A 24341-nucleotide genomic window follows, 5' to 3' on the forward strand; every position below is an offset into this window, starting at 1 on the left:
GGAGAGGCCATGCGACTCGCCACCTACCTGCATCAGGGCGTCCGCCGGTGCGGCGCCGTCGAAGACGACCGGGTGCTGCCGTTCCCGGACGGCACCGACCTGCTCGACGTCATCGCCTCCGGCTCGGTCCCGGAGCCGGCGGGCGCGGCCGTGCCGCTCGCGGACGTCCGGCTGCTGCCGCCGATCGAGCCGCCGTCCGTCCGGGACTTCGTCGCGTTCGAGGAGCACGTCGAGGGCGTCCGGAAGGCCGTCGACGGCGTGTCCGGCGTCCCGGACGCCTGGTACGACGCCCCGACGTTCTACTTCTCCAACCCGCACGCCATGGTCGGCGCGCACGACGACGTCCCGCTGCCGCCCGGCTGCCAGGCCCTCGACTTCGAGCTGGAGGTCGCGGCCGTCATCGGATGCGCTGGCGCCGACCTGTCGCCCGAGCGGGCGCGCGACCACGTCTTCGGTTACACGATCTTCAACGACTGGTCGGCGCGGGACCTGCAGTCCCGCGAGATGCAGGTCGGCCTCGGCCCCTGCAAGGGCAAGGACTTCGCCACCACGCTCGGCCCGTGGATCGTCACCGCCGACGAACTGGAGCCCTACCGCGACGCCGACGGGTTCCTGCGCCTCGGCCTGACCGCCGAGGTCAACGGCGAGGTCGTCGGCCACGACCTGCTGTCCAACATGGGCTGGCCGTTCGACGACCTCGTCGCCTACGCCTCGCGCGGCGCGCGGCTGAGTCCCGGCGACGTCCTCGGCTCGGGCACCTGCGGCAACGGCGGCTGCCTCGCCGAACTGTGGGGACGGCGCGGCGAGCAGACCCCGCCGCCCCTCAAGCCCGGCGACACCGTCACGCTCACCGTCGAAGGCATCGGCACGGTGTCCAACACGATCGTGCCGGGGGCCGAGCCCGTCCCGATCCCGCGGGCCCGCAAGCGGACGCGGGAACGCCCGTGAGCCGGGTCGCCGGGAAGGTCGTCGTGGTCACCGGCGCCGCGCAGGGCCAGGGGGCGGCGGAGGCCGCCGCCCTGGCCCGCGAGGGCGCCGCGGTCATCGCCACCGACCTCGCCGGCGACGCACCGGCCGGCCTTCCGGACGGCGTCGCCTACCGGCGGCTCGACGTCACGTCCGAGAACGACTGGGCCGGTCTCGCCGCCTGGCTCCGCGAGACGCACGGCCGCGTGGACGGCCTGGTCAACAACGCGGGCGTGACCTGGCGGGCCCGGCTCGGCGAGGTCACCGCCGACGACTGGGAGCGCGTGCACCGCGTCAACGTCACCGGTGCGCTGCTGGGCGTGCAGCACCTCGCGCCGCTGATGCCGCCGGGGGCGTCGATCGTCAACGTCGGGTCCGCCGCCGGGCTGACCGGCCATTACCCGGTCGCCTACACCGCCAGCAAGTGGGCGCTGCGCGGGCTGTCGGCGACGGCGTGCACGGAGCTGGGACGCGCCGGGATCCGCGTCAACACCGTCCACCCCGGGTTCATCGAGACGCCGATGACCGCGTCCGCCCCGGAGTCGTTCCGCGAGGCGAACAACGCGCAGACGCCGCTCGGACGGCCCGGCACCGTCGACGAGGTCGCTCCGCTCGTGGTGTTCCTCATCTCCGACGAGGCGTCCTACATCAGCGGCGCCGAGATCCCGGTCGACGGCGGCTACACCGCCCACGGCGGCGCCAAGCCCATCTCCGACGCCCTTCGTTGAGTTGCGGCGAGTCGTCGTTATGGGCGGCCCCATAACGACGACCCGCCGCAAGTCAACGGTCGGCGGGTGGGAGGGGGAGGTCGCGGAGGCGGCCCTTCTGGACCTTGTTGGAGCCGGTGCGGGGCAGGTCGTCGACCACGTCCAGGTACACGGGGATCTTGTACTTGGCGAGCCGGCCGGCCAGGAACGCCCGCAGATCGTCGAGGTCCAGGGCGGCGCCGGGGGCGGTGACGACGAAGGCCCGGCCCACCTCGCCCCATCTACGGTCCGGGACGCCGATCACCGCCGCCTCGGCGACCGCCGGGTGCTCGAAGATCGCCGCCTCCACCTCGGCCGGGTACACGTTCTCCCCGCCGGAGATGAACATGTCCTTCACCCGGTCGACGATGTAGTAGTAGCCCTCGGGGTCGACGTGGGCGATGTCGCCGGAGCGGAACCAGCCGTCCTCGGTGAACGCGGACGCGGTGGCGTCCGGGGCGTTCCAGTAGCCCGGCGTGACGTTCGGCCCCTTGATGATGACCTCGCCGGGCTCGCCGGGCTGCACGTCCGTCAGGTCGGGGCGGACGCACCGGACGCCGGTGAAGAACACCGGGACCCCCGCCGACCCGGCCTTGCGCTCGCTCTCGGCGGCTTCGAGGAACGTCGCGCCCGGCGCCGTCTCGGTGAGGCCGTAGCCCTGGCAGAAGACGAGGCCGCGTTCCTGGTAGGTGTGGATGAGCGCGGGCGGCACCGGCGCCCCGCCGGACATCAGGCTGCGGACCGACGACAGGTCCGCGCCGTCCCAGCGCGGCGACTGCGCGAGCGCCGCGAACATGGCGGTGACGCCGAACATCCAGGTGACGCGGTGCCGCGCGATGAGGTCGAAGCACGCGTCGACGTCCCACGACGGCATGATGACCGAGCATCCGCCCTTGAGGAACGTGGGCAGCAGGCACTGGTTGAGCGCCGCCACGTGGAACAGCGGCGCGCTGACCAGCGTCACCTCGTCGCCGGCGACGTCCACGCCGACGAGGAGGTTGTAGCAGTTCCACACCAGGTTCCCGTGGGTGAGCATCGCGCCCTTGGGACGTCCGGTGGTGCCGGAGGTGTAGAGGATGCACGCCACGTCGTCGAGCCCGACCTCGGTGTCGATCGGGGCCGGATCGCCGGACGCGAGCCAGTCCTCGTAGCCGAGTTCGCCCTCGGCCGGGCCGCCGACCGCCGCGACGGTCCCCGGCGTCCGCTCGCAGGCGCGCACGACCGGCTCGCACTCGGGCGCGTAGACCAGCACGGACGCGCCGCTGTGCGCGAGCATGTAGTCGATCTCCGGCGCGGCGAGCCGGAAGTTCAGCGGGACGAAGACGGCGCCGAGGACGTGCGCGGCGAACATCGTCTCGACGAACGCCGGATGGTTCGGCCCGAGGTAGGCGACCCGGTCGCCCCTGCCGACGCCGGCGGCGCGCAGCCGGTCCGCGAGCCGCGACGTCCGGTCGTGCACCTCCCCGTACGTCGTCGGGCGGTCCCGGTGGACGAACGCGGTGCGGCCGGGCGACATCAGGGCCCGCCTGGCCGGCCATCCCCCGAGTCCTGCGTTGAGCACGGTGTCTCACTCCTCTTGCTGAGCAGCGTTGCGGACGGCCGGCCGTGCGGCCCGATCAGGGCAGGCCGGGCGGGGTCAGGCGTAGTGGCGGTAGACGGCCCGGGCGACGCAGGCGGGCTTGGCCTCGCCGTCGATCTCGACGGTGAAGTCGCACACCATCTGCACGCCGTCGCCCGGGACGTCGGTCACCTCGGCGACCTTGCCGGCGAGCCGGATCCGGGCGCCGACCTTGACGGGGCTGGGGAAGCGGACCTTCTCCAGACCGTAGTTGATGCTCATCTTCGTGCCCTGGATGCCGAGCAGGTCGTTGAACAGCGGGATGACCAGCGACAGCGTCAGGTAGCCGTGCGCGATGGCGGCGCCGAACGGGCCGTCCTTGGCCTTCTCGGGGTCGGTGTGGATCCACTGGTGGTCGTCGGTGGCGTCGGCGAAGGTGTTCACCCGGTCCTGGGTGATGTCGAGCCATGCGCTGTGGCCGAGGTCCTTGCCGGCCAGGGCCCTGATCTCGTCGAGCCCGTTGGCGGTGATCATGCGTTCTCCTTGCCGGTGAGCCCGAGCAGCCGGGCGGCGTTGTCCTTGAGGATCTTGGGGCGGACCTCGGGCTTGATCTCCAGCTTCGCGAAGTCGGTGAGCCAGCGGTCCGGGGTGATGACGGGGTAGTCCGAGCCGAACAGCACCTTGTCCTTGAGCAGGCTGTTGGCGTACCGGACGAGCTGCGGCGGGAAGTACTTCGGCGACCATCCGGACAGGTCGATGTACACGTACGGCTTGTGGTTGGCGACCGCGAGGGCCTCGTCCTGCCAGGGGAAGGACGGGTGCGCCAGGATGATCCGCAGCTCGGGGAAGTCGACCGCGACGTCGTCCACCAGCATCGGGTTGGAGTACTTCAGCCGGATGCCGCCGCCGCCAGGGACGCCCGCGCCGATGCCGGTCTGCCCGGTGTGGAACAGCGCCGGAACGCCCAGCTCCTCGATCGCCTCGTACAGCGGGTAGGCGAGCGGGTCGTTGGGGGCGAAGCCCTGGATGCTCGGGTGGAACTTGAACCCGCGCACCCCGTACTGCTCGACGAGCCGCCGCGCCTCGCGCACGCCCGCCTTCCCCTTGTACGGGTCGATGCTGGCGAACGGGATCAGCACGTCCGGGTGCTCGGCGCAGCTCTCGGCGACCTCCTCGTTGGCGATGCGCGGCCAACCGGTGGCGTGCTCGGCGTCCACGGTGAACACGACCGCCGCCATCTGCCGCTCGCGGTAGTAGGCGGCCATCTCCTCGATGGTCGGCTGCCGGTGCCCGTGCGCCTTGAAGTACTCCTCGGACGCGCCGAACAGCTCCGGGCTCAGCGACCCGTGGCCGTCCTTGCTGATCTCGGCGTGGGTGTGGACGTCGATCGCGGTCAGCGCGTCGACGTCGATCGTCAGGTCGGCCATCTCAGCCCTCCGGTGCCTTGGGGGCGGGGATGCCGTAGGTCTCGGGCTCGGCGCCCACGCCCGTGCTCCACTGCTCGGCGATCGCCTCGGCGCTCCAGCCGCCGTCGGCGAACGCCACCGCCTTCTCCTTCGGGTGCGCCCACAGCGCCAGCCGGTCGCCGCCGATGCCGATCGCCTGCCCGGTGACGTCCTTGGAGGCGTCCGAGGCCAGGAAGGTGATCAGGCCGGTGACGTCCTCGACGGTGCCGAGGCCCTCGTCCTTGCGCAGCCAGTCCGGGAACGGCTTCCCGGTGCGCTCGGACTCCTCGATGACCGGCGCGAACGCGGGGATCGTCTTGGTCATCTCGGTCGCCGCGACCGGCACGACCGCGTTCACGGTGATACCCGCCCTGGCCAGTTCCATCGCCCACGTCCGGGCCATCGCCGCGATGCCGGCCTTGGCCGCCGCGTAGTTGGTCTGGCCGAAGTTGCCGCGCTGCCCGGCCGGCGAGGAGATCAGGATGATCCGCCCGCCCGTGCCCTGCTCGCGCATCCGCGCAGCGGCGGCGCGGGCGCAGGTGAAGGTGCCGCGCAGGTGGACGCGGACGACGTCGTCGAAGTCCTCGTCGGTCATCTTCCACAGCACCCGGTCGCGCAGGATGCCCGCGTTGGTGACCATCACGTCCAGCCGGCCGAATTCCCGGACGGCCGTGCCGACCAGCTCGTCGGCGGTCTCGGTGCCGCCGACCGCGGCGGCCACCCCGGTCGCCGTGCCGCCCGCCGCGGTGATCTTCGCGACCGCCGCGTCGACCGCGTCCCGGTCCACGTCGTTGACGACCACCGAGGCGCCGGCGGCGGCCAGGGCCTCGGCGTAGGCGAGGCCGAGGCCGCGCCCGCTCCCGGTGACGACGACGACCTTCCCGTCCAGTTCCATGAGCTCCCCAAATCGACAGGAATCCTGTTGATGGCCAGTGTTCACATTCAACAGGTTTCCTGTCAATGCCCTACCCTGGACCCGTGCACCGCGACGAGGGAGAGCAGATGACCGCCGGCCCGCCGGAGCCGCCCGAGGGCAAGGCGCCGCCGTCGCTGCTCTACCTGGTCAAGCGGCTGGAGCTGCTGGTCCGGTCACGGCTGGAGGAGCTGGTGAAGCCGGTCGGCATCACCGCGCTGCAGTACACGGCGCTCACCGTGCTGGAGCGGCACGACGGCCTGTCGGCGGCCCAGCTCGCCCGCGACTCGTTCGTCACCGCGCAGTCGATGGCCGACATGGTCCGCGCCCTGGAGACCCGCGGCCTCGTCCGCCGCGAGCGCAACCCCGCCAACCGGCGCGAGCTGCTGATCCTGCTCACCGGCGCCGGACGCGCCCTGCTGGACGACCTCGCCGGACCCGTCCGCGAGCTGGAGGAGCACATGATCCGCGACCTGACGTCCCGGCAGGTCGGCCAGTTCCGCCACACCCTCACCGAGACCTGGCGCGCCCTCTCCTGACCGCGCCGCCGTGGCCGCGCCGCCGTGGCCGCGGTCGGCCGCCGCACCCGAACCGCATCCCCGGACCCGCCGCGGCATGGCAAGATCAGCCGACCACCTGAAGAGCGGAGGCGGCGGCCGTGCAGCCACCATCGAACCCATCACCGTACGGATACGGTGAAGCCCCCCACCAGGCGCCCTACAGCGGCCAGCCGTACGCGGGCCAGCCGTACGCGGGCCAGCAGCCGGGCCCCTACGGGCCGCCTCCCCACCAGGCGCAGTACGGCGCCCCACCTGCGCAGCCGATGCCGTACGGCGCGCAGCAGATCCCGGTCCACGGTCCGCAGTGCCGTTTCTGCGGCTGCGTGCCCGCCGTCGAGACGACCTTCCGCGGCCACCGCGGCATGATCCTGGTCATGTCGTTCCTGCACACCAAGGGCCCGTTCTGCCGGGACTGCGGCCTCGCGGTGTTCCGGGACATGACCGCCAAGACCCTGATCGGCGGCTGGTGGGGCTACATCTCCTTCATCGCGACGCCGATCACCGTACTGATCAACCTCACCCGGCGCGGCAAGGTCGCCTCCCTGGCACCGCCGATGCCGCCGCCCGACGGCACCCCGCACCGCCGCCCCGCCGACCCGGGCCCTCCCCTGATGTCCCGCCCGATCGCCGTCATCGGCGCCCTGATCCCGGTCCTGCTGATCGCCCTGATCATCCTGATCAACCTCGCCGCCTGACCGACCGCGCCCTGCCGACTCAGAAGTCGCGGGTGGGAAGGACGCCTTCGAGCGGCGCGGGGACGGGCAGGTCCTCGCCCAGAGTGACGGCGACGCTGTGGGTGTAGTCGTCGCCGCGCGGCTCGGAGAAGATCGTCGCCTTGCCGTCCAGCCGGTCGATCAGCAGGTACAGCGGGATGCCGGCGGCCGCGTACCCGCGCCGCTTGGGGCCGCGGTCGCGCTCGGCGCCCTTGCGGTCGCGCTGCCCGCCGGAGGTCACCTCCAGGACCATGACGACCCCGTCCGGCTTGGTGTGCCATTCGCGCCCGGCAAAGGCCCCCTTGGGAGCGGCGATCCCGTCGGGCACGTACTCGCCCTCTGGGCTGATCAGCGTCAGATTGCGATGCAAGCGCAGGCCGTGGACGTCGCGTACCCAGTCGTCGACGGCCACGACGATGGTCTCGTGCTGGCCGTCAGGGGTCGGCGACACGATGATCTCTCCATCCACAAGCTCGGCGCGGAAGCCTGGCATCACGTCCAGCGCAGCGAACGCCTGGCGCAGGTCATCACGGACGAACGGCGGCTCATCGGGCATCGCCGTCATCGGGTTCTCCTCATGAGCTCATGGTGTTGGCGCCGTGCTCACCAACGTAGCATCGCGGCCGGGAACCGAAGGATCACATGAAGTTGCGGGTGTGGAGGGCGGAGAGGGCGGCGGCCTCGTCGTCGGGGAAGCCGAGGTGGACGAGGCGGCGCCGGCGTCCTTCGTCCATCTCCCGGCGGAGGCGGAGGACCGCGTCGTGGCCGCGCCGGATCGCCTGCGGCGACCAGCCGCCGGCGGCGAGCAGGATCAGCGCGTCGAAGACGTCCTGGTTGAGGCCGGCGGACGCGGCGAGGGCGTCGTGGCGGCGTTCGACGGCGGCGCGCAGCCGCGATCTGAGGTGCGGGTCGATCTCGGAGCGGTGCCGGAGGTGCGCGACGCCGAACGCGACGTGGCGGGCCTCGTCCTGCCGGGCGAGGCGGACGGCCCGCCGGGTGACGGGGTCGGGGGCGTGCCGGTCGAGGAAGGCGAGCAGGTTCAGGAAACTGCCCTCGCCCAGCACCGACAGCAGGAACGACGCCAGGGAGAAGTCGGGCTCGGTGAGCAGGGTGGCGAGGGATTCGCGGCCTCCGGCGGCGGACGTGCCGAGCGGGCCGCCGGTGAGGGCCGCGCGGCGGGCGAACACCTCGACGTGCCGGGCCTCGTCCGCGGCCTGGACCGCCAGGAGCTGCACGACCTCGCGGAAGTGCGGGTGGACGCGGACGAGCAGCCGGGCCGGGACGACCAGCGCGGCCTGCTCGTTCTCGACCAGGTACGTCATGACCTGGACGACGGCCCGTTCGATGTCGGGCGGCAGGGTGAACACGGCGTCCCAGGGGACGGCGGTCGCAGGGTCCCACTGCGCGGACGCGGCGTGCGCGTAGAGGGCGGGGGCAATGTCGGCCCAGACCAGGTCGCGTTCGGCGAGGTCGAACGGCGGTTCCGGGCCGCCCGGCTCGACGAGCGCGCCGCGCGCGGCCAGGCCCCAGTGCGCGGGCGGCGCGGCGACGACGTCGCGGGGCCCTCCGGCGCGCTCGGCGCTCGTCCAGCGGTCGGGGCCGCCGGGGGCGATCCAGGCGAGCACGGGGCCGTCGCCTGCGGTCACGGTGTGGCCGTGCGACCGGCACCAGGCGCGCAGGTGCAGGTCGAGGAGCGGGTCGCGGCCCGTGATCCCGAGCCGGGCGCCCGGCGGCAGGTCGCCGAGCGCCCGTTGCACGAGCAGGTGCCCGCCGGTCTCGATGCCCAGGTCTTCGAGGTCGAGGACGGGGTCGGTCAAGGCCGGTAGCCGGGCGCCGTGATCGCGCCCGCCGCGTCGTAGAAGGCGTCCTCGTCGACGGCTTGCTCCAGCGCCGCGTAGCCATCCGTCCGGCCGGGTCGCCAGGCGGTGAGCCCTTCGAGGTCGAAGAGGCGCCGGACGCCGGGGTCGGCGACCGGCATCGACAGCAGCAGGTCGCGGAACCGTTCCTTGTCGGGGTCCATGCGGGCGGCGGTCATGTTGCAGTGGTCATAGGGACGGGTCCGGCCGATCACGCGGGTGCCGCCCGGCGGCAGCACGCCCTCCTGGACGAACAGCAGGTGGTTCGCGTCGACCATGCAGGCCGCCGCGACGTCGCCGGACATCATCGCGCGGGCCGCGTCGCGTTCCCCGCCGATGTGGTCGCCGTGCAGGCCGACGCCGGCGTCGAACCGCCGGATCGTCACGTCGTCGCCCGGCCGGAGCCCGCGCTCGCGGATCAGGGAGCGCGGGATGAGCGTGGCCTGCGGCGAGTCGATCGCGCCGGTCGCGACCGTCTCGCCCTTGAGGTCGGCGATGTCCTTGTACGGGGAGTCGTCGCGGACGACGACGACCGAGGTCAGATCCTGGTCGGTATCCCGCATGACGAGCGGGACGACGCCGCCCCCGGTGAGGCGGTGGGCGCGGACCCAGGCCAGCGGCGAGTTCCACGCGGCGTCGATGCGGCCGGCCGCGAGGTCGTCCACCTGCCGTTCGTAGTTGGAGTACAGGACGAAGTCGAAACCGAAGCCCTGCCGGGCGAACCAGGCCCGGAAGCCCTCCCAGATCGTGACGACCTTGGGGTCGTAGGCGACGGCGCCCATCACCAGCGTCATCGGAGACCCCTTAGAAGAGCGGCATGCCGAGGCTCGCCCGGCCGACGAAGTCGTGCAGCGCCTGCGTGGTCGGCGCCATGACCCGCGCCGCCAGTGCGTCGCGGAACAGCCGCTCGACGCCGGACTCCTTGCGGAACGCCGCGCCGCCGCACAGCCGCATCGTCGCGTCCGCGACCTCGGACGCGGCCTCCGCGGCGACGGCCTTGACCTCCAGCACGCGCAGCGTCGCGTCGTCCCGGCCTCCCGCCAGCGCGTCGAGCGTGGCCCGCAGGAACGCCCGGACCTGGTCGGTGCGGATCCGTAGTTCGGCGAACTGCGCGCGCTGCATCGGCTGGTCCGCCAGCGTCTGTCCGAGATGCTCCAGTCTCGTCCCGGTCAGGTGCGCGGCGGCCCTGGCGGTGAGGGCCTCCATCAGCCCGAGCGAGAAGGCCGCGTTCAGGACCAGGAAGTGGGGCAGGGCCGCCTGGAGGGCGATGTTCAGCCCTTCGCCGTCCGGCCCCAGCATGTCCTCGCGGTCGGCGAGGACGCCGTCGGCCCGCATCGGGCTGGACGCGTTGCCGCGCAGCCCGAGACCGTCGAACCCGCCGCGGACGCTCAGCCCCTCCCGGTCGCGCGGCACCAGCCAGAGCGTCATCGGGCCGTCCTCCGCGAGGGGACGGCTCGACCAGACGTAGCTGTCGGCCTCCCCCGCCGAGGTGACCCAGCTCTTGTCGGCCTCCAGCCGGATGCCGCCCCCGCCGTCCGGCATCGCGGTGCCGAGCGGTGCCCAGAAGTGGCTGCGCGATCCGGCCTCGGAGAACGCGAGCGTGCTGAGGTGCGCGTCCGCCGCGACGGCCTCGCGGACGTCCTTGGGCCCGTGGGCCTCGATCACCGCCGTGGCGGCGTAGTGCATGAGCAGGACCATCGCGGTGGAGCCGCAGACGCCGCCGAGCCTTTCGACGACGTACGCGGCGGCGGCGAGCCCTTCGCCGCGTCCGCCGACGTCCTCGGCGCTGATGAGCCCGAGCAGGCCGGCGGCGGCCAACGCGTCGATGTTCGCGCGGGGAAAGACCCCGTCGCGGTCGACCTCCGCCGCCCGCGGCGCGATGGTCTCCTCGATGACCTCCTGAATGGCGCGCGCGTAGTCGTCAGCCACCCGGCCGCCCCTTTCCACGTCGCTTTCCCGGAATGCGGGCCTCGTGCCCGGAAGCTCCGGACGGGAGGCGCCCGTCATTCGAAATCGTCGGGGCTGAGATCCTCGGGGCGCCCGCCGCGCCCCTCGGTCGAGTCGGGCGCGAACTCGTCGGGGGCCTGGTGCGGGCGGCGGCCGCGCGGGGCCGCCTCCTCGTCGGGCCGCGCGCTCTCGGGTTCCTCGCCCCCGCCTCCCGCGAATCCGCCCTCCGGTGTCGACTCCGACATTCTCTCCCCCAATTTCCGCAGGTCCGGCCCTTCCCTTACCCGTGGCGCGCGTCACGGATTCGGTACGGAGATCATCGGGTAGACAAAATGCGGCAGTCACGACCACCGGTTGGTTCAAGCGACGCTCAGGAGTTCGTTGTGCTCATCGTCACGGGAACGGCCGCCAGCGCCATCCGCACCCTCTCCGGCGGGCCGGGCCTGCCCGACAGCGCCGGCATGCGCATCGCGCCGCTCGACGACGACGCCTCCCTCCTCGCCGTGACGACCGCGGAGCGTCCCGCGTCCACCGACGAGGTCGTGGAAGCGGAGGGGGCGCGCCTGTTCGTCGACTCCGCGGCCGCCGCCTGCCTGCACGGCAAGGTCCTCGACGCCCGCCTCGACGAACGGGGCGCGGTCTCCTTCCTCATCAACGCCCCGACGCGCTGAGCGCGGGCCTCAGCGCCACCAGTCGTCGAGCGGGGTGGCCGGGACGGTCCGCTTGTGCCGGGTCGCGCGGTACACCGACTCCACCTTCGCGGCCACGTCCGGCGTGACGTCGGCGCCCTCCAGGTAGTCGTCGATCTCGGCGTACTTCAGGCCGAGCGCCTCCTCGTCGGGCAGCGCGGGCCGGTCGTCCTCGAGGTCGGCGGTCGGCACCTTCTTCCAGACGCTCTCCGGCGCGCCCATCTCCCGCAGCAGGGCCGCGCCCTGGCGCTTGGTCAGCCCGGTCAGCGGGGTGAGGTCGACCCCGCCGTCGCCGTACTTGGTGAAGAAGCCGGTCACCGCCTCGGCCGCGTGGTCGGTGCCGACCACCAGCAGGCCCAGTTGCCCGGCGATCGCGTACTGGATCACCATGCGCTCGCGGGCCTTGATGTTGCCGCGCACGAAGTCCCGCAGCCGGGGCTCGCCGTCCAGCAGCTCCCGCAGGCCGGCGGCCGCCTCGCCGGCGACGGCGTCCGCGCTCGGCTTGACGTTCACCGCGATCGACCGGTCGGGCCGGATGAACTCCAGCGCGACCTTCGCGTCCTCCTCGTCGGCCTGCACGCCGTAGGGCAGCCGCACCGCGACGAACGTGGCCTCGTGCCCCTCGGCGCGCAGCTCCTCGGCGGCGAGCTGGCACAGCCGTCCGGTCAGCGTGCTGTCCTGCCCGCCGCTGATCCCGAGCACGTACCCGTTGGCGTGGGTCGACCGCAGGTAGTCCTTGAGGAACCCGACCCGCCGCCGGATCTCGTCCCCCGGCACAATGGCCGCCTTGACCCCGAGCTCCGCGATTATCCGCTCACGTAGGTTCGTCACCTGGACACCCTAGCCGAAACCGGCTCAATGTCCAAATAACCGGGAATGCGCCTATTACGCGCCGGTGTTCACCGGATCGATACACCGCACCGTGCTCCGTTCTCCGCGCCGCCGCGTCCCATGAAGGAGCGACCATGACGACGGCCGACCATGAGATGGGGACGATGCCCGGAATCGCGATCACGGAAATCCAGGAAAGGCACGCCGACGCCGCCCGTACCGACGAGATATGCCGCGGACTTCGCCGGGAGCTTTCCGAGAGAGGGGTGCCGGTCATGCCGCTCGAGGCGATTCCGCCGCCGGGCGCCAAGTCGGGCGCCGCGACCTCGATCGGCACGATCGCGACCGTGCTGGCGTCGAGTTCGGTGACGACCGCCTTCGTCAAGGGGGTGTTCGCCTGGCTCGGCGCGCGTGAGGGTCGGACCGTCAAGATCACCGTCGAGGACCGCAGCCTGGAACTCTCCCACCCCACTCGCGAACAGGAACACCGGCTGATCGAATGGCTGACGCGCGCGCAGAACACCGGCCCCGAAGGGCGCTCCTGATCACCGCCGACCGCTACGCCGATCCGAAACTGCACCGTCTCCGGTCTCCCGCGCAGGACGCCGCGGGCCTTTCCGCCGTCCTTTCCGATCCGGCCGTCGGCGATTTCTCTGTGGCGACGGTCTGCAACAGGCCCGCGCACGAGATCATGGGCGCATTGGAGGACCTTTTCGCCGACGCGCGCCCCGCCGACGTCCTGCTCGTGCATTTCTCGTGCCACGGCTGGAAGGACGAAAGCGGCCGGCTGTTCTTCGCCACCACGCCGACGCGCCTGGATCGGCCGAACTCCACCGCCGTGCCCGCCTCCTACCTCAGCGAGCAGATCGCGCAGTGCCGCTCGCGCAACATCGTCGTGCTGCTCGACTGCTGCTACAGCGGGGCGTTCAGCCGCGGCCTGCTGCACCGGGGCGGCGGTGCGGTCGACGTGACCGGGCCGCTCGGCGGCTCCGGCCGCGCGGTGATCTGCTCGTCGTCGGCGCTGGAGTACTCGTTCGAGGTGACGGACGGGCTCCTGTCGCAGGCGCCCGCCTCCGCGGACGCGGCGCCGTCGTCGATCTTCACCGGCGCCGTCGTCCGCGGGCTGCGGACGGGCGACGCCGACCTGAACGGCGACGGCCTCGTCTCCATCGACGAGCTCTACGAGTACGCCTACGACGCGACCGTCGCCGCGACCCCGCACCAGACCCCGACCAAGTACCTGGACGTGCAGGGCGAGCTGATGATCGCCAGGAGCCCGCGCGGCCCGCGGCCGGCGACCCTGCCGCCGGACCTGCTGGCGGCGGCCACCAGCCCGCTGGCCGACGTGCGGGGAGTCGCCGTCGAGGCGCTGCGGCGGCTGGCGCGGGCGGGCGGCGCCCTGGGGCGGCCGGCCTACGAGCGCCTGGTGGCGATGGCGGACGACGACAGCCGCGAGGTCTCGTCCCGGGCGCAGGCCGCGATCCGTGACGTCGACCTCCACCTCGGCCGGAGCGACGCGTTCCCTGTCCCGGGCGCTTCCCGCGGCCCGAGCACGCTCCCCGCCTCGGGCGTGGCCGACACCTCGGGTGCGGGCTCGCCGCCGTTCGCATCGCCCGCACCCCCCGCACCGCCGCCCCCGCGCCGGCCCTCGACCGCCGAAAGCCCCCTCTCCCCCGCCCCAAGGCTCGGCGTGGCCGCCGCCTGCTATTTCATGCCGTTCTTCAGCAGCCTGTTCCTGCTGCTGGTCCGCGACAGGGAGGCGCGGTACCACGCGTGGCAGTGCGCCCTCATCGACGCCTTCGACATGGTGTTCCTCCTCGTCGGCTCGATCATCGGCGCGGCCTACTCCGGCGTCCGCTACGGCGCCGACCCCATTCCGCAGAGCGATCCCGGCCTCACCGGATTCACTCTGGTGTTCCTGCTCCTGCCGCCCGTCCTGCGCGCCTTCTGCCTGGTCTCGCTCGCGCGCCGGCGCAGGCCCCGGATCACGGGGCTCGGGCGCGTGGCGGAAAGGCTGGTCTATCGGCGGGGGTTGGGTCAGGTGGGGGTGTAGGCGGTGGCACGCTGGTCCGGCCGTGCCGATGGCGTCGCAGGGAGGCATGGACGGCGTGCTCGGCCTCGGCGTCCAGGCCCGAACTCGGCCCGTCCAGCAGGACGGCGGCTCCAGCACGACGACGTCCCCGCGGCGCACCCGGTCGAGGGGCCGCCGCCGGGCGAGCACGCGGTCGCCGTCGCTCAACGTGGGCAGCATGCTCGTCCCGTCGACAGTGACGACGACCAGGCGGCCGCGCGCCCAGCCGAGCACGGCCAGCGCGGCCGCCGCCGCGAGGGCCGTCACGCCCAGTAGTCGTTTCCGCGAATTCGACATTCGACTGATGGCCTACCGATCGTAGCCCCGGTCCCGGAGGCGCTCATGCGCGCGGCAGCGCGGTGGTCCGGGCGATCGTGGCGGTGCCGCCGACGCGGACCACCGGCCCCGACGCGTCCGGCCGGGTGGTGGCGGTGATGGTGGACGGCGCGCCGAGGGCGTCGCCCATGTCGACGCTGATGTCGGTGACGCCCTGTCCGGCCAGGTGGGCGGCGAGGCAGGCGGTGCTGTTGGCGTTGGCGATGTCCTCGGGGACGCCGATGGACGGGGCGAACAGGCGGGCGGCGAGACGGCCCTCGCCGGACGGCGGGGTGTGGACGTAGGCGCCGAGAAGCCCGAGTTCGTCGCAGGCGGCGCGAAGCCGGTCCTGGTCGGGGTCGAGGGCGGCGAGGACGGACCGGGTGGTGACGGGGACGAGCATCCGGGGCCGTCCGACCGACGCGACGCGCAGGCCCGGGCCGAGGGCGCCGGGGTCAATGCCCAGCGCGGGGACGACGAGGGCGCGTTCGCGCGCGGTGGGCTCGCGGAGGTCCACGGGGCCGGGGTCGAAGACGACCGTGAAGGCTGAGGTGTTCCGGACGCAGCGTCCCGTGAACGTCCGGCGCGAGGTGCGCAAGACGGCCCGGTAGTCATCGTCACCGGCGCGTTCGGCCAGGACGGCCAGGGCCGCGACCGTCCCATGACCGCAGGCGGGCAGCTCACCTTCGCTGGTGAAGAAGCGCAGCGCAACGGCGGACCCGTCATTCGCCGGAGAGACGAACACGGCGTGCGAGGTCCCCATCAGCGTGGGGACGGCGCGGCGCTCGGCGTCGGTCAGGGGCCCGTCGTCCAGGACGGCGGTGGGGCTGCCGCCCTGCCCGTCACGCAGGCAGGCGTGCACGATCGTGACGGAGATCGCCTGCGCCACGTCCATCCGCCCAACCTCCCACGTGCCCTTCGAGTGCACCCTACGCGCTGCTCCGGAGCCCCCAGCGGCCGCACTCGTCCCGGGTAGCGGGAGCGGCGGACCTCACAACGCGCCCATCTACCGGACGCGCCCGCGACCGGCCACCCTGAACCGATGGAGGTTCGCTTCACCGAGGACCACATCCGTTTCCTCGGCTACGACTTTCGCGGCGCCACCGTCCATCCCATGGGAATGGTCACGCCTGCCCATATCCGCGATGCCGACTGGAAGGCCATCAGACCCGAGATACGGACCGTGCGCGGCGAGACCCTTTTCGTTCCGCACGACAGGAAGGCCGATCTGGAAGGGTTCTGCCATCGCCACGGGATCGCCGGGGTGTCCCGCCCCGACACGTGGGGTGATCTGCTCGAACCGTTCCTCGACACCCAGATCGACGCCGACCAGGAAAAGGCCACTATCGACCGGCTGCACCGGGCCGGATTCGCGCGGGAAGCGGTCACGAGCATCCGGCGGCGGCTCGCACCGCTCATGCTCGCCTACAATTTTGGCGCCATGGTCTGGGAATGGGTCCATCTCGGCCTCTACGACCTCCTCACCGCGGCCAACGCCCCCGTCATCGACCCCGCCCTGCAAGCCGAACTCGGCGCCCCCGAGGCGTTCTACGAGTGGACGATGGCAGTAGCCGAACGCCACCACTGACCAGCCCGGACACCGTACCGGCCGCTGGCAGGAAGATCGTTCCCGGCCGGTTCGCGTGAGAGCATGGAGGCGTGCCGATCGACGCCGTACACGGGGATGACGCCGACTTCGCCGCCCACCTCCTGGCCACCGCCGCCGGGCCACTCGCCCTCGCGTCGGCGGACGCTCCGCAGGTGCTGCACTGGCCCGGACGCAGGTTGCTGGTGCAGCGCGGAGACACCGAGTTGGCCATGCGTGACCTGGACGGCGAGGTGCCGGAGGTCCGGTTCCCCGCCCCCTGGCCTCGCCAGTACGGCGAGGTGGCCGTCTCCCCCGCCGGGGACGTCGCGGTGTTCGCCGGCGTGCACGCGCTGCGAGCCGTGGATCCGACCGGCGCCGTCCTGTGGGAGATCCGCCACGGCTGCTGGTCCGCCGCCGTGTGCACCGAGGCGCACGCCTCGTTCTCCGAATACGCCGACGACCACCACCACAGCCACGCGGACCACGGCTCGGCGGCCTTCTCCCCGGACGGCAAGCTCCTCTGGGCCCACGTCCGCGCCCGCGCGGCGGATGACGTCGAGGAGGAGTGGCTGATCATCGATCCCGCCGACGGCACCGTGCTGGCCAGGGCCGACACGATGACCGTCGGGTCAGGCTCCTACCACTTCCCGCATCCCGACCCGGCGCGCATGGGGCTCACCATCGCCCAGGGCGAGGAGGACTCCCCCGTCTTGTGGGGGCACTGGGACGGCGCGAACCTCACTGTCCACCGGTTCGTCGACGAAGTCCTCCTCGCCGTGAGCCCGTCCGGCGAGCACTTCCTCACCACGGACACCGGGCAGTGGAGCCTCTACCTGCATCGAGCGTCGGACGGCGCGGAACTGCGGCAACTCGACGCCGACAGGGCCGTTCCGCCTCTGGTCGAAGACCGCGTCGCCTGGGACTTCGAGGCGGCCTTCCCCTATGACGACATCGCCGTGGCGGGCACCGAGTACTACGCGGAGGAACCTCGCCACTGGGTCATCGACCCGCGCACGATGACTCCGCGCGGACGGATCGTCTACCCCTTCGCCGTCTCAGGCTCCGCCCGTTCCGCCGGGGACGGAGCCTGGTACACGCTCTCCAAGGACCAGACGTCCGTCTACCTGTGGACTCTGCCGTCCCCGGAATGACCCGCCCGACCGTCAGGACAGGTCTAGGTGGCCGGCCTTGGCGCGGGTCGCGAACGTGGCCCAGGCGGACGCACCGAACACCAGCTTCGGCCCGTCCGGGTCCTTCGAGTCCCGCACCGCCACCGCCGAAGTCAGGTCCGCCACCTCGACGCACTGACCCCCGGTGTTGTCACTGTGGCTGCTCTTCCGCCACTCAGACCTGACGGAGTTCACGAACGCAACCTCCACGCACTCTGCGCCCGATGAGTCGCTGTAGGTGCTCTTCTTCCACTGCACAGCAGCCAGGAAGCCGACCTCGACACAGGACCCTCCGGAGGAGTCGCTGTGGCTGCTCTTACGCCAGATGCAGGACGACGGGCTCACCATGCTCATAGACCCTCCATCACCGCGCGAGCAACGCGCACGGAGTCGCCGGCTGGTAGTGCAGCAGACCGCACTTGATCGAAGGCTACGGCACGCTCGTTCACGTCGCGAGGGGTCTCCAACAGCGGACCGTAACCACCCGCGCTGTCCATGTAACACATATTGGGTCGCTCAGGGAACTCCAGTAGCACGAACCCGCTTGCCTGGTAGACAGGCGCATCGTCCCGGATGACCTGGAAAGTGATATGCGGTTCGGTTGCCAAGCTCAAGAGCCGCTCAAGTTGACCGCGCATGACCTCGCGATCCCCCACGACCCGCCGGAGGGCGTACTCGCTCAGCACGAAAAGGAAGAAGGGCGATTCGTCCCTGGTCAGCAGGTCCTGTCGTTCCATCCGCGCCGTAAGCAACTCCTCCAGCTTCTCGGCCCGTTGCCCCACCTCCAGCACGGCCCGCGCGTATTCGGGCGTCTGCAAAAGCCCAGGCATCAGCAGCGGGGCGAATGCCTTGACATACGACGCGTCGCGCTCCGCCTCCGCATAGGGCCGGAAGCCGGGCGGGAGGACGGCTAGGCGGCCGAAGCGCTGCATCCACTCCCAGATGCGGTGGAAGGTGCCGTTGGTGGCGAAGCAGGTGTCGCAGTCCTTGGCGAAGTCCTCGGAGGGTCCGTTCTGACCTGACTCGACCTGGCCGATCCGTTGCGGGGTGTATCCGAGCTTTTCGGCGAGTTCGGGGCGGGAGAGGCCGGCCGCTTCGCGATAGGCCCGCAACTCGGTGCCGAAGTATTCGGTCGGGGACGAGGGGACGCCGGGGTCGCGGGGGCGGCGAGGCATGGCACACTCCAAGATCCGAAAAGGCGGCGGTTTTCCGACCGTCCGCCGGGGGTTTTCTGGCTTTGGGTCTCTCGCTCTTCCCGACCATAACCCGGTCACAGCAAGATGGGGAGCGGTTACGGAGAGAAATCGGAGCAGAAAGTCAGACGATCATGGATACGCCCGTCGACCCCGCCGACCAGGCATTGGCGCGGCTGCGCGAGGACTATCAGGGACACCGGATCTGGCGTGCGACGCGCCATGACGGCCTACTGGGCGACTGGGTGGCGACGCTACACGACCCTGGATCCGGCATATACCCGACCGTTGTCCGCAACAGCGCGGAGGAACTTCGTAAGGCGTTGGACATCGAGCGCGCTAGGGCGTCCAACAAAACGACGCCCGAGCCCAACAGTGCGGTGCAGTGGTAATGGCAGCGGACGAAAACGAGTCCAGCAATGGCGCCGTTCCCGATTCACCCAAAACGGACGCGCTCGATCGTCTCGCTAGGGAACTCGTCCGTGAGGGATGGACGGCCATACCGATCTACAAGGGGCAGCAGCCGGTTCTGCACGTCTTCGATAAGGACGTCCCGCACCTCGGGGAGAGCGTCGCGCTCGTGGCCGAGGCCGACACGTGGTGGTACCGCTCCAGCCTGGGCGAGAACCTGGCCCCGCACACCAAGCCCTTCCAGGCGGCGGAGAAGATCGCCCGGATCCTCGTCCCGTACGTGACGGCCATCCAGGCGGCCCGGACGCAGCAGAGGCGGTTAGCGCAGGCGCCCCGGTCCGGTCTTCACCCGCCGATGCGGCCGGAGCACGCGGCGATCATCACCGACCTGCAGCGGCGCTTCCCGGACGTCGTCTGCTGGTGGGGCGCCCACACGGGCGAATGGTGGGCGCTGCTCCCCGGCGGCACCCGCTGGCGCCTGGCCAGCGCGTCCGACCCGGCCGGCCTCGTCCAGATCATCGCCGAGGCGCGGCCCCGCCGGTGAACAGGCCGCCGCGCGGCCGGGAGAGCCCCCCGTACTCCCGGCCGCGCGGTTCTCCGCTCGGATGATGGTGGGGGTCAGCGGCCGCGCCGCATGCGGGCGGCCTCCATGTGGATGCGCTCCTCGGTCGCGAGGAGGTCGGCCTCGGCCTTCTCGGTGCGCATCTGCGCGCGCATCTCGCGGAAGCTCGGGGTGCGGCGCCGCTCGGCGGCCCTGGTCCGGCGTCCCGCCCGGGCCCGTGAGAACCGCTGCAAGAGACTCATGTCCGTCACTCCTCATCGCCATCGGCCCGGCTCGGTCCCGAACCGTTGTCCTGCGGCAACAGATGCCCCATTAATCCCACTTCATTCCTCGGCTCAGGCGACGGTCGCGATGCGATCGGTCACGGCGGCCGGGACCGTCACGTCCGGCGGCGTGCCGTCCCGCCCGGTGCGCGTGCGGAGGCCGGACGCGATGACGGCCGCGCCGAGCGCCGCCGCCGCGACGGGGACGATCAGCGCGGCGCGCAGGCCGCCCAGGCCCCCGCCCGCGGCGACGTCCACTGCGGTGACGGCCGACAGCCCGAGCGCCGTGCCGAACTGCATGGCGGTGTAGAGCAGTCCGCCCGCCAGGCCGTGCTCGTCCTCGGCGACGCCGTCGGTCGCAGCCATGGTCAGCGGCCCGTACGCCAGCGAGAACGACAGCCCGAGCAGGCCCAGCGCCGGGAGCATGGCGACATAGGTCCAGTCCATCCCGACGGGCAGGAACAGCGCGTACGCGACCGCCGCGAGCACGATGCCGGCGAGCAGCACGCGGGCGTTGCCGAACCGGTTCACCAGGCGCGGTGTCAGGACGGGCGCGAGGACGGTGTCCGTCCCGATCACCAGCATGGCCAGGCCGGTCTGCATCGTGCTCCAGCCGCGCAGCTCCTGGAAGTACAGGGTGGCCAGGAACTGGAAGCCCGCGAACGCGGCCAGGAACAGAAGCGCCGCGGCGTTCACCCGCAGGAGCGGTGCCTTCCGCAGGATGCCCGGACGCACCAGCGGGGACGGGGAGCGGCGTTCGACGGCGGCGAACAGCCGCAGCAGCACCAGCGCGGCGGCGAACACACCGGCGGTCAGGAACGGGCCGTCGCCGGCGCGCTCCAGCCGGACGACCCCGTACACCAGCAGCAGCATCGCTCCGGTCAGCGTGAACGCCCCCGCCAGGTCGAAGCCGTCCGAGGAGCGCTCGCGGCCCGCGTCGCGGACGAGGGCCAGCGCCGCCACCAGGATCAGCGCCGAGAGGACGACCGGGGCGAAGAACACCCAGCGCCAGCCGATCGAGGTGAGCGCGCCGCCCGCGACGACGCCGAGCGAGAAGCCGCCCGCCGCCGTCCCCGCGTACACGCCGAGCGCCTTGGTGCGCGCCGGGCCCTCCGGGAACGCGGACGTGACGAGCGCCAGCCCGGCGGGCGCCATGAACGCGGCCGCGACGCCCGTGACGAACCGGGCGACCAGCAGCGTCCAGCCCTCGGTGGCGAGACCGCCGAGCCCGGAGAAGACCAGGAAGACCGCCAGCCACAGCACGAACATCCGGCGGTGGCCCAGCAGGTCGGCGGCGCGGCCGCCCAGCAGCATGAACCCGCCGTAGCCCAGCACGTAGGCGCTGACGACGCCGCTGAGCATCCCGGTGGACAGCTCCAGGTCGGCCCGGATCGACGGCAGCGCCACGTTCAGCATCGCCACGTCGATCCCCTCCAGGAAGATCGCGCCGCACAGCACCAGGAGCACGCCCCACGAGCGGCCGGTCAGGCGCCCGCCGGGTCCGGTGACGGAATTGGACATCGGTGCTCGACTCCCTCTCGCCGGGAACCGCGCCCCGGGGTGGTTCCCCGAGTGCCCGCCGGTTCCCTCTTGTTACCGGAAGAATCGTCGGGCACCATCGATGAGCATGGAAGACGGCACTCCCAAGTCCCTCGGTTACTGCGCGGATACCGGCGCCGACGACGACGTTCTCCAGTGGGACCAGCGCGCGGACTGCGAGGTGCGGCAGATCCTCGACCGCATCGCCGACAAGTGGTCGCTCCTGGTGATCGCGCTGCTGGACAAGCGGAGCCTGCGCTTCACCGAGCTGCGGCGCGCGATCGACGGGGTCAGCCAGCGGATGCTGACCCGCACGCTGCGGCATCTGGAACGCGACGGGCTGGTGAGCCGGACGGTGCATCCGACCGTCCCGCCGCGGGTGGACTACGCGCTGACGCCGATGGGCGCGACCCTGCACAGCACCATCCGCGCCCTGGTCGGCTGGACGGAAGAGCACCAGAACGCCATCGCGGCGGCGCGCGCCGCCTACGACCGGCGCGTGGCCGCCGAACAGGAGGCCGCCGAACGCGAGGCGGCGGAACGCGACGCCATCGCCCGCGCCGTCCTCCCGACCCGAGGCTGACCGCACTCCCCGGGTCGCTGGCGGACGGAACCGGCCGTGAGCATGATCCGGTGAGGCCCCTTCCGTACTTTCGGCCGGTGCGGTGAGCGGTGCGGCTTCCTAGCGTCATCGGCATGAACGCAGCGGATCGACCGCAGCTGACCGGGTCCGTCCTGGTCGACGCCGGGCTGGGCATCGTCTTCGCCGCGGGGATCGCCTTCACCACGTACATGCTCATGGACAGCTGGGGCGGGACGTCGTGGGTCTTCGACCTCGCCATCGCCGTCATGGTGTGCGCGCTCGCGGTGGTGCGCCGATGGCGGCCCGCGGCCACGGCGGCCGCGGCGCTGATCGCTTCGGCCGTCGCGATCGCCGTGGCCGGGGCTGCGGAGCTGCCGCAAGAGCCCGGCCCCGTCACGGCGCTGGGCTTGGCGGTGCTCGTCGGTTCCGCACTGCGCAGGTCGCCCGGACCGGTGGCGGCCGCCATCGGTGCCGGCGGGGCCGCGGTGGTCGCGGGGGCCTGGGCCTCCGGGCACGGCGGCGTCACCGTCCTGGCCACCCTCATGATGACCGGTGCCCTGGTGACGGGCCCGGGGCTGCGCCTGTTCGACAGCGCGCGGCCGGACCGGGCGCGGCCGAGGTGACCGGTCCGAACCGGTGGACCGGGATCGTCTCCACCGCCGGGCTCGGGGTCCTGTTCGCCGCGGCGATCGCCGACCAGGCGGTCGCGCTCGCCGGCAGCTGGGGCGTGGCGAGCTGGCGGCTCGGCGGGCCGGCCGCGGTGGTCGTGTGCGTGCTCGCGCTGCTGCGGCACCGGCATCCGGCCTGGACGGCCGCCGGCGGCCTCGCCGTCGCCGCGGTCGCGATCGTCGTGGCGCGCCTGGCCGGGCTGCCCGCCGAGCCGGGTCCGCCGATGACGCTCGGGCTGATGGTGCTGACCGGCACCGCCGTGAGGGTTCTGCCCGCGGCGCAGGCCGGTGCCATCGCCGCGGCGGGTCTGGCCCTGGTCACCGGCCGCTTGGTGGTCGATCCCCCGGACGGCACGGGCGGCGTGTCGGCCGTGGCGGTGCTGAGCGCCGCGGCTTTGGCGGCGGCGGTCGTGGTGGGCCGGTCGCTGCGGACGCTCGACGCCAGGGCCGCGACCACCGCCGAGAGGGTACGCCGCGAGGAACGTCTCGAACTGGCCCGCGAACTGCACGACATCGTGGCCCACCACATCACGGGCATGGTGATCCAGGCTCAGGCGGCCCAGATCGTCGCCCGCAGGGACCCGGCGGACGCGGCGGAACCGCTCGCCGGGATCGAGGCCGCCGGGACCGAGGCCCTCGCCGCCATGCGCCGCGTCGTCGGCCTGCTGCGCGACACCGGCGACGCCCCTCCCGTCTCCCCTGGGCCCGAACGGCTCGACGAGCTGGTCAAACGCTTCGGCACGCGGGGCCCGAAGGCGAGGCTGCACGCGGCCGGCGGCGAGGACTGGCCGCCGGAGGTGACCAGCACGGTGTACCGGATCGTCCGGGAGGCGCTGACGAACGTCCGGCGGCACGCGCCGCAGGCGGGCTCGGTCACCGTCACCGTCGCCGAGGAGGCCGGTGAGGTCACCGTCCAGGTCGACGACGACGCCCCGCCGGGTCCCGCCCGGCCGCACCACCGCGCCGGGTACGGGCTGGTCGGCATGCGCGAGCGCGTCGAGACGCTCGGCGGCGCGCTGACCGCCGGTCCACGGCCGGGCGGCGGCTGGACGGTGCGCGCGGTACTGCCCCTCACGGAGTCCCGATGACGATCACGGTGCTGATCGCCGACGACCAGACGATGATCCGCAGCGGGCTGCGGCTGATCCTGGAGGACCAGCCCGACATCACCGTGGTCGGCGAGGCCGCGGACGGGGCGGAGGCGGTGGAGTTGGCGCGCCGGTTGCGCCCGGACGTGTGCTTGGTCGACATCCGGATGCCCCGCCTCGACGGCATCGAGGTCACCCGCGCGCTGGCCGGGCCCGGCGTGCGCGATCCGCTGCGGGTCGTCGTGGTCACCACGTTCGACCTGGACGAGTACGTGTACGGCGCACTGCGCGGCGGGGCGGCGGGGTTCGTGCTGAAGGACGCCGGTCCCGGCCTGCTCGTCGAGGCCGTCCGCGCCGCCGCCAACGGCGAGGCGCTCGTGTCCCCGTCGGTGACCGTGCGGCTGCTGCGGCACCTGACGGCGGACGGCGCGCCGGACGCCCGCGCCAAGGACGTCCCGCTGTCCGACCGGCAGCTCGAAGTCGTGCGGGCCGTGGCGCGCGGCCGCACCAACCAGGAGATCGCCGCCGAGCTGTTCATCTCCCTCAGCACGGTCAAGAGCCACGTCGCCGGCATCCAGGGCCGGCTCGGGTTCCGCAACCGGATCGAGATCGCCGCCTGGGCGTGGGAGAACCGCCTCATCGACGGCGGCTGACCGGCAGCCGCGGC

30 protein-coding genes and 1 pseudogene are annotated in these 24341 nt (G+C 72.4%); 15 read left to right on the forward strand and 16 right to left on the reverse strand.

What is annotated here, in order from left to right:
• Positions 1-9: 9 nt before the first annotated feature.
• Together QP089_RS18435 and QP089_RS18440 are read left to right on the forward strand one after the other, a co-directional pair.
• Positions 10-948: a fumarylacetoacetate hydrolase family protein gene (locus tag QP089_RS18435; protein WP_285912884.1), complete on the forward strand. Its 939-nt coding sequence runs from the start codon at positions 10-12 to the stop codon at positions 946-948.
• Positions 945-1694: an SDR family NAD(P)-dependent oxidoreductase gene (locus QP089_RS18440; RefSeq protein WP_285912885.1), complete on the forward strand. Its 750-nt coding sequence runs from the start codon at positions 945-947 to the stop codon at positions 1692-1694. Before QP089_RS18435 ends, QP089_RS18440 begins: the two co-directional genes overlap by 4 nt.
• Positions 1695-1746: 52 nt before the next feature.
• Here the strand turns inward: QP089_RS18440 and QP089_RS18445 are convergent, their stop codons facing one another.
• The 4 genes from QP089_RS18445 to QP089_RS18460 all read right to left on the reverse strand — a co-directional run bounded on the left by QP089_RS18445 (position 1747) and on the right by QP089_RS18460 (position 5610).
• On the reverse strand, positions 1747-3273 hold the full coding sequence (locus tag QP089_RS18445; RefSeq protein ID WP_285912886.1) for an acyl-CoA synthetase: 1527 nt from the start codon (positions 3271-3273) through the stop codon (positions 1747-1749).
• Positions 3274-3348: 75 nt separating this feature from the next.
• The gene (locus QP089_RS18450; protein ID WP_285912887.1) at positions 3349-3804 is read right to left on the reverse strand and encodes a MaoC family dehydratase; all 456 of its coding nucleotides are present in this window, start codon (positions 3802-3804) and stop codon (positions 3349-3351) included.
• Positions 3801-4697: an amidohydrolase family protein gene (locus QP089_RS18455; RefSeq protein ID WP_285912888.1), complete on the reverse strand. Its 897-nt coding sequence runs from the start codon at positions 4695-4697 to the stop codon at positions 3801-3803. Before QP089_RS18455 ends, QP089_RS18450 begins: the two co-directional genes overlap by 4 nt.
• 1 nt (position 4698) lies before the next feature.
• Positions 4699-5610: an SDR family oxidoreductase gene (locus tag QP089_RS18460; protein ID WP_285912889.1), complete on the reverse strand. Its 912-nt coding sequence runs from the start codon at positions 5608-5610 to the stop codon at positions 4699-4701.
• Between the two features lie 83 nt (positions 5611-5693).
• Here QP089_RS18460 and QP089_RS18465 point away from each other — a divergent pair, with 83 nt between their 5' ends.
• Both QP089_RS18465 and QP089_RS18470 read left to right on the forward strand, forming a co-directional pair.
• A complete protein-coding gene (locus QP089_RS18465) occupies positions 5694-6167 on the forward strand; it encodes a MarR family winged helix-turn-helix transcriptional regulator (protein ID WP_285912890.1) in 474 nt (157 codons plus the stop codon).
• A 119-nt stretch (positions 6168-6286) separates the two neighbouring features.
• Positions 6287-6883 carry a hypothetical protein gene (locus QP089_RS18470; protein ID WP_285912891.1) on the forward strand — a complete coding sequence of 199 codons (597 nt, stop codon included), beginning with the start codon at positions 6287-6289 and terminating at the stop codon, positions 6881-6883.
• A gap of 19 nt (positions 6884-6902) precedes the next feature.
• Here the strand turns inward: QP089_RS18470 and QP089_RS18475 are convergent, their stop codons facing one another.
• The 5 genes from QP089_RS18475 to QP089_RS18495 all read right to left on the reverse strand — a co-directional run bounded on the left by QP089_RS18475 (position 6903) and on the right by QP089_RS18495 (position 10949).
• A complete protein-coding gene (locus QP089_RS18475; RefSeq protein ID WP_285912892.1) occupies positions 6903-7466 on the reverse strand; it encodes a Uma2 family endonuclease in 564 nt (187 codons plus the stop codon).
• 73 nt (positions 7467-7539) lie between these two features.
• Entirely contained in the window at positions 7540-8718 is a 1179-nt protein-coding gene (locus QP089_RS18480; protein WP_285912893.1) for a ferritin-like domain-containing protein, read from the reverse strand.
• Entirely contained in the window at positions 8715-9551 is an 837-nt protein-coding gene (locus QP089_RS18485) for a phosphate/phosphite/phosphonate ABC transporter substrate-binding protein (protein WP_285912894.1), read from the reverse strand. Before QP089_RS18485 ends, QP089_RS18480 begins: the two co-directional genes overlap by 4 nt.
• Before the next feature lie 10 nt (positions 9552-9561).
• Positions 9562-10686 carry an acyl-CoA dehydrogenase family protein gene (locus QP089_RS18490; RefSeq protein ID WP_285912895.1) on the reverse strand — a complete coding sequence of 375 codons (1125 nt, stop codon included), beginning with the start codon at positions 10684-10686 and terminating at the stop codon, positions 9562-9564.
• A gap of 74 nt (positions 10687-10760) precedes the next feature.
• Complete coding sequence (locus QP089_RS18495; RefSeq protein WP_285912896.1) at positions 10761-10949, reverse strand: hypothetical protein; 189 nt, start codon at positions 10947-10949, stop codon at positions 10761-10763.
• Positions 10950-11087: 138 nt separating this feature from the next.
• Here QP089_RS18495 and QP089_RS18500 point away from each other — a divergent pair, with 138 nt between their 5' ends.
• The gene (locus QP089_RS18500; RefSeq protein WP_285912897.1) at positions 11088-11375 is read left to right on the forward strand and encodes a Fe-S cluster assembly protein HesB; all 288 of its coding nucleotides are present in this window, start codon (positions 11088-11090) and stop codon (positions 11373-11375) included.
• A 9-nt stretch (positions 11376-11384) separates the two neighbouring features.
• Here QP089_RS18500 and nadE read toward each other — a convergent pair whose 3' ends face one another.
• Entirely contained in the window at positions 11385-12224 is an 840-nt protein-coding gene (nadE, locus tag QP089_RS18505) for an NAD(+) synthase (protein WP_285912898.1), read from the reverse strand.
• A gap of 134 nt (positions 12225-12358) precedes the next feature.
• Here nadE and QP089_RS18510 point away from each other — a divergent pair, with 134 nt between their 5' ends.
• Entirely contained in the window at positions 12359-12769 is a 411-nt protein-coding gene (locus QP089_RS18510; protein ID WP_285912899.1) for an effector-associated constant component EACC1, read from the forward strand.
• On the forward strand, positions 12724-14277 hold the full coding sequence (locus QP089_RS18515; RefSeq protein WP_285912900.1) for a caspase, EACC1-associated type: 1554 nt from the start codon (positions 12724-12726) through the stop codon (positions 14275-14277). The genes QP089_RS18510 and QP089_RS18515 overlap by 46 nt, the downstream gene beginning before the upstream one ends.
• Before the next feature lie 159 nt (positions 14278-14436).
• On the opposite strand, the pseudogene QP089_RS48810 reads toward QP089_RS18515, so the two are convergent.
• Positions 14437-14592 (reverse strand): annotated as a pseudogene (locus tag QP089_RS48810) (hypothetical protein); the annotation flags it as partial.
• A 43-nt stretch (positions 14593-14635) separates the two neighbouring features.
• The gene (locus QP089_RS18525; RefSeq protein ID WP_285912902.1) at positions 14636-15505 is read right to left on the reverse strand and encodes a PhzF family protein; all 870 of its coding nucleotides are present in this window, start codon (positions 15503-15505) and stop codon (positions 14636-14638) included.
• Positions 15506-15652: 147 nt separating this feature from the next.
• Here QP089_RS18525 and QP089_RS18530 point away from each other — a divergent pair, with 147 nt between their 5' ends.
• Together QP089_RS18530 and QP089_RS18535 are read left to right on the forward strand one after the other, a co-directional pair.
• On the forward strand, positions 15653-16198 hold the full coding sequence (locus QP089_RS18530; protein WP_285912903.1) for a hypothetical protein: 546 nt from the start codon (positions 15653-15655) through the stop codon (positions 16196-16198).
• 71 nt (positions 16199-16269) lie between these two features.
• Complete coding sequence (locus tag QP089_RS18535; protein WP_285912904.1) at positions 16270-17349, forward strand: hypothetical protein; 1080 nt, start codon at positions 16270-16272, stop codon at positions 17347-17349.
• Between the two features lie 12 nt (positions 17350-17361).
• On the opposite strand, the gene QP089_RS18540 is transcribed toward QP089_RS18535, so the two are convergent.
• Positions 17362-17721, reverse strand: a complete 360-nt coding sequence (locus QP089_RS18540; RefSeq protein ID WP_285912905.1) for a DUF397 domain-containing protein — start codon at positions 17719-17721, stop codon at positions 17362-17364.
• Positions 17718-18542, reverse strand: a complete 825-nt coding sequence (locus tag QP089_RS18545; protein ID WP_285912906.1) for a helix-turn-helix domain-containing protein — start codon at positions 18540-18542, stop codon at positions 17718-17720. The genes QP089_RS18540 and QP089_RS18545 overlap by 4 nt, the downstream gene beginning before the upstream one ends.
• Before the next feature lie 152 nt (positions 18543-18694).
• On the opposite strand from QP089_RS18545, the gene QP089_RS18550 reads away from it, so the two are divergent.
• Together QP089_RS18550 and QP089_RS18555 are read left to right on the forward strand one after the other, a co-directional pair.
• On the forward strand, positions 18695-18952 hold the full coding sequence (locus QP089_RS18550) for a hypothetical protein (protein WP_285912907.1): 258 nt from the start codon (positions 18695-18697) through the stop codon (positions 18950-18952).
• Positions 18952-19515 (forward strand): hypothetical protein, encoded by a 564-nt coding sequence (locus tag QP089_RS18555; RefSeq protein WP_285912908.1) that lies wholly within the window; start codon positions 18952-18954, stop codon positions 19513-19515. Before QP089_RS18550 ends, QP089_RS18555 begins: the two co-directional genes overlap by 1 nt.
• A 74-nt stretch (positions 19516-19589) precedes the next feature.
• Here the strand turns inward: QP089_RS18555 and QP089_RS18560 are convergent, their stop codons facing one another.
• The gene (locus tag QP089_RS18560) at positions 19590-19775 is read right to left on the reverse strand and encodes a hypothetical protein (protein WP_285912909.1); all 186 of its coding nucleotides are present in this window, start codon (positions 19773-19775) and stop codon (positions 19590-19592) included.
• 93 nt (positions 19776-19868) lie between these two features.
• Positions 19869-21317: an MFS transporter gene (locus QP089_RS18565; RefSeq protein ID WP_285912910.1), complete on the reverse strand. Its 1449-nt coding sequence runs from the start codon at positions 21315-21317 to the stop codon at positions 19869-19871.
• Between the two features lie 106 nt (positions 21318-21423).
• Between QP089_RS18565 and QP089_RS18570 the strand changes: the two genes are divergently transcribed.
• The 4 genes from QP089_RS18570 (at position 21424) to QP089_RS18585 (ending at position 24327) form a co-directional block, all read left to right on the forward strand.
• On the forward strand, positions 21424-21918 hold the full coding sequence (locus tag QP089_RS18570) for a winged helix-turn-helix transcriptional regulator (RefSeq protein WP_285912911.1): 495 nt from the start codon (positions 21424-21426) through the stop codon (positions 21916-21918).
• A 113-nt stretch (positions 21919-22031) separates the two neighbouring features.
• Positions 22032-22541: a hypothetical protein gene (locus QP089_RS18575; protein WP_285912912.1), complete on the forward strand. Its 510-nt coding sequence runs from the start codon at positions 22032-22034 to the stop codon at positions 22539-22541.
• Entirely contained in the window at positions 22538-23674 is a 1137-nt protein-coding gene (locus QP089_RS18580) for a sensor histidine kinase (RefSeq protein ID WP_285912913.1), read from the forward strand. The genes QP089_RS18575 and QP089_RS18580 overlap by 4 nt, the downstream gene beginning before the upstream one ends.
• The gene (locus QP089_RS18585; RefSeq protein WP_285912914.1) at positions 23671-24327 is read left to right on the forward strand and encodes a response regulator; all 657 of its coding nucleotides are present in this window, start codon (positions 23671-23673) and stop codon (positions 24325-24327) included. The genes QP089_RS18580 and QP089_RS18585 overlap by 4 nt, the downstream gene beginning before the upstream one ends.
• Positions 24328-24341 lie beyond the last annotated feature (14 nt).

The organism is Actinomadura opuntiae (assembly GCF_030283205.1).
Classification (GTDB): Bacteria; Actinomycetota; Actinomycetes; order Streptosporangiales; family Streptosporangiaceae; genus Spirillospora.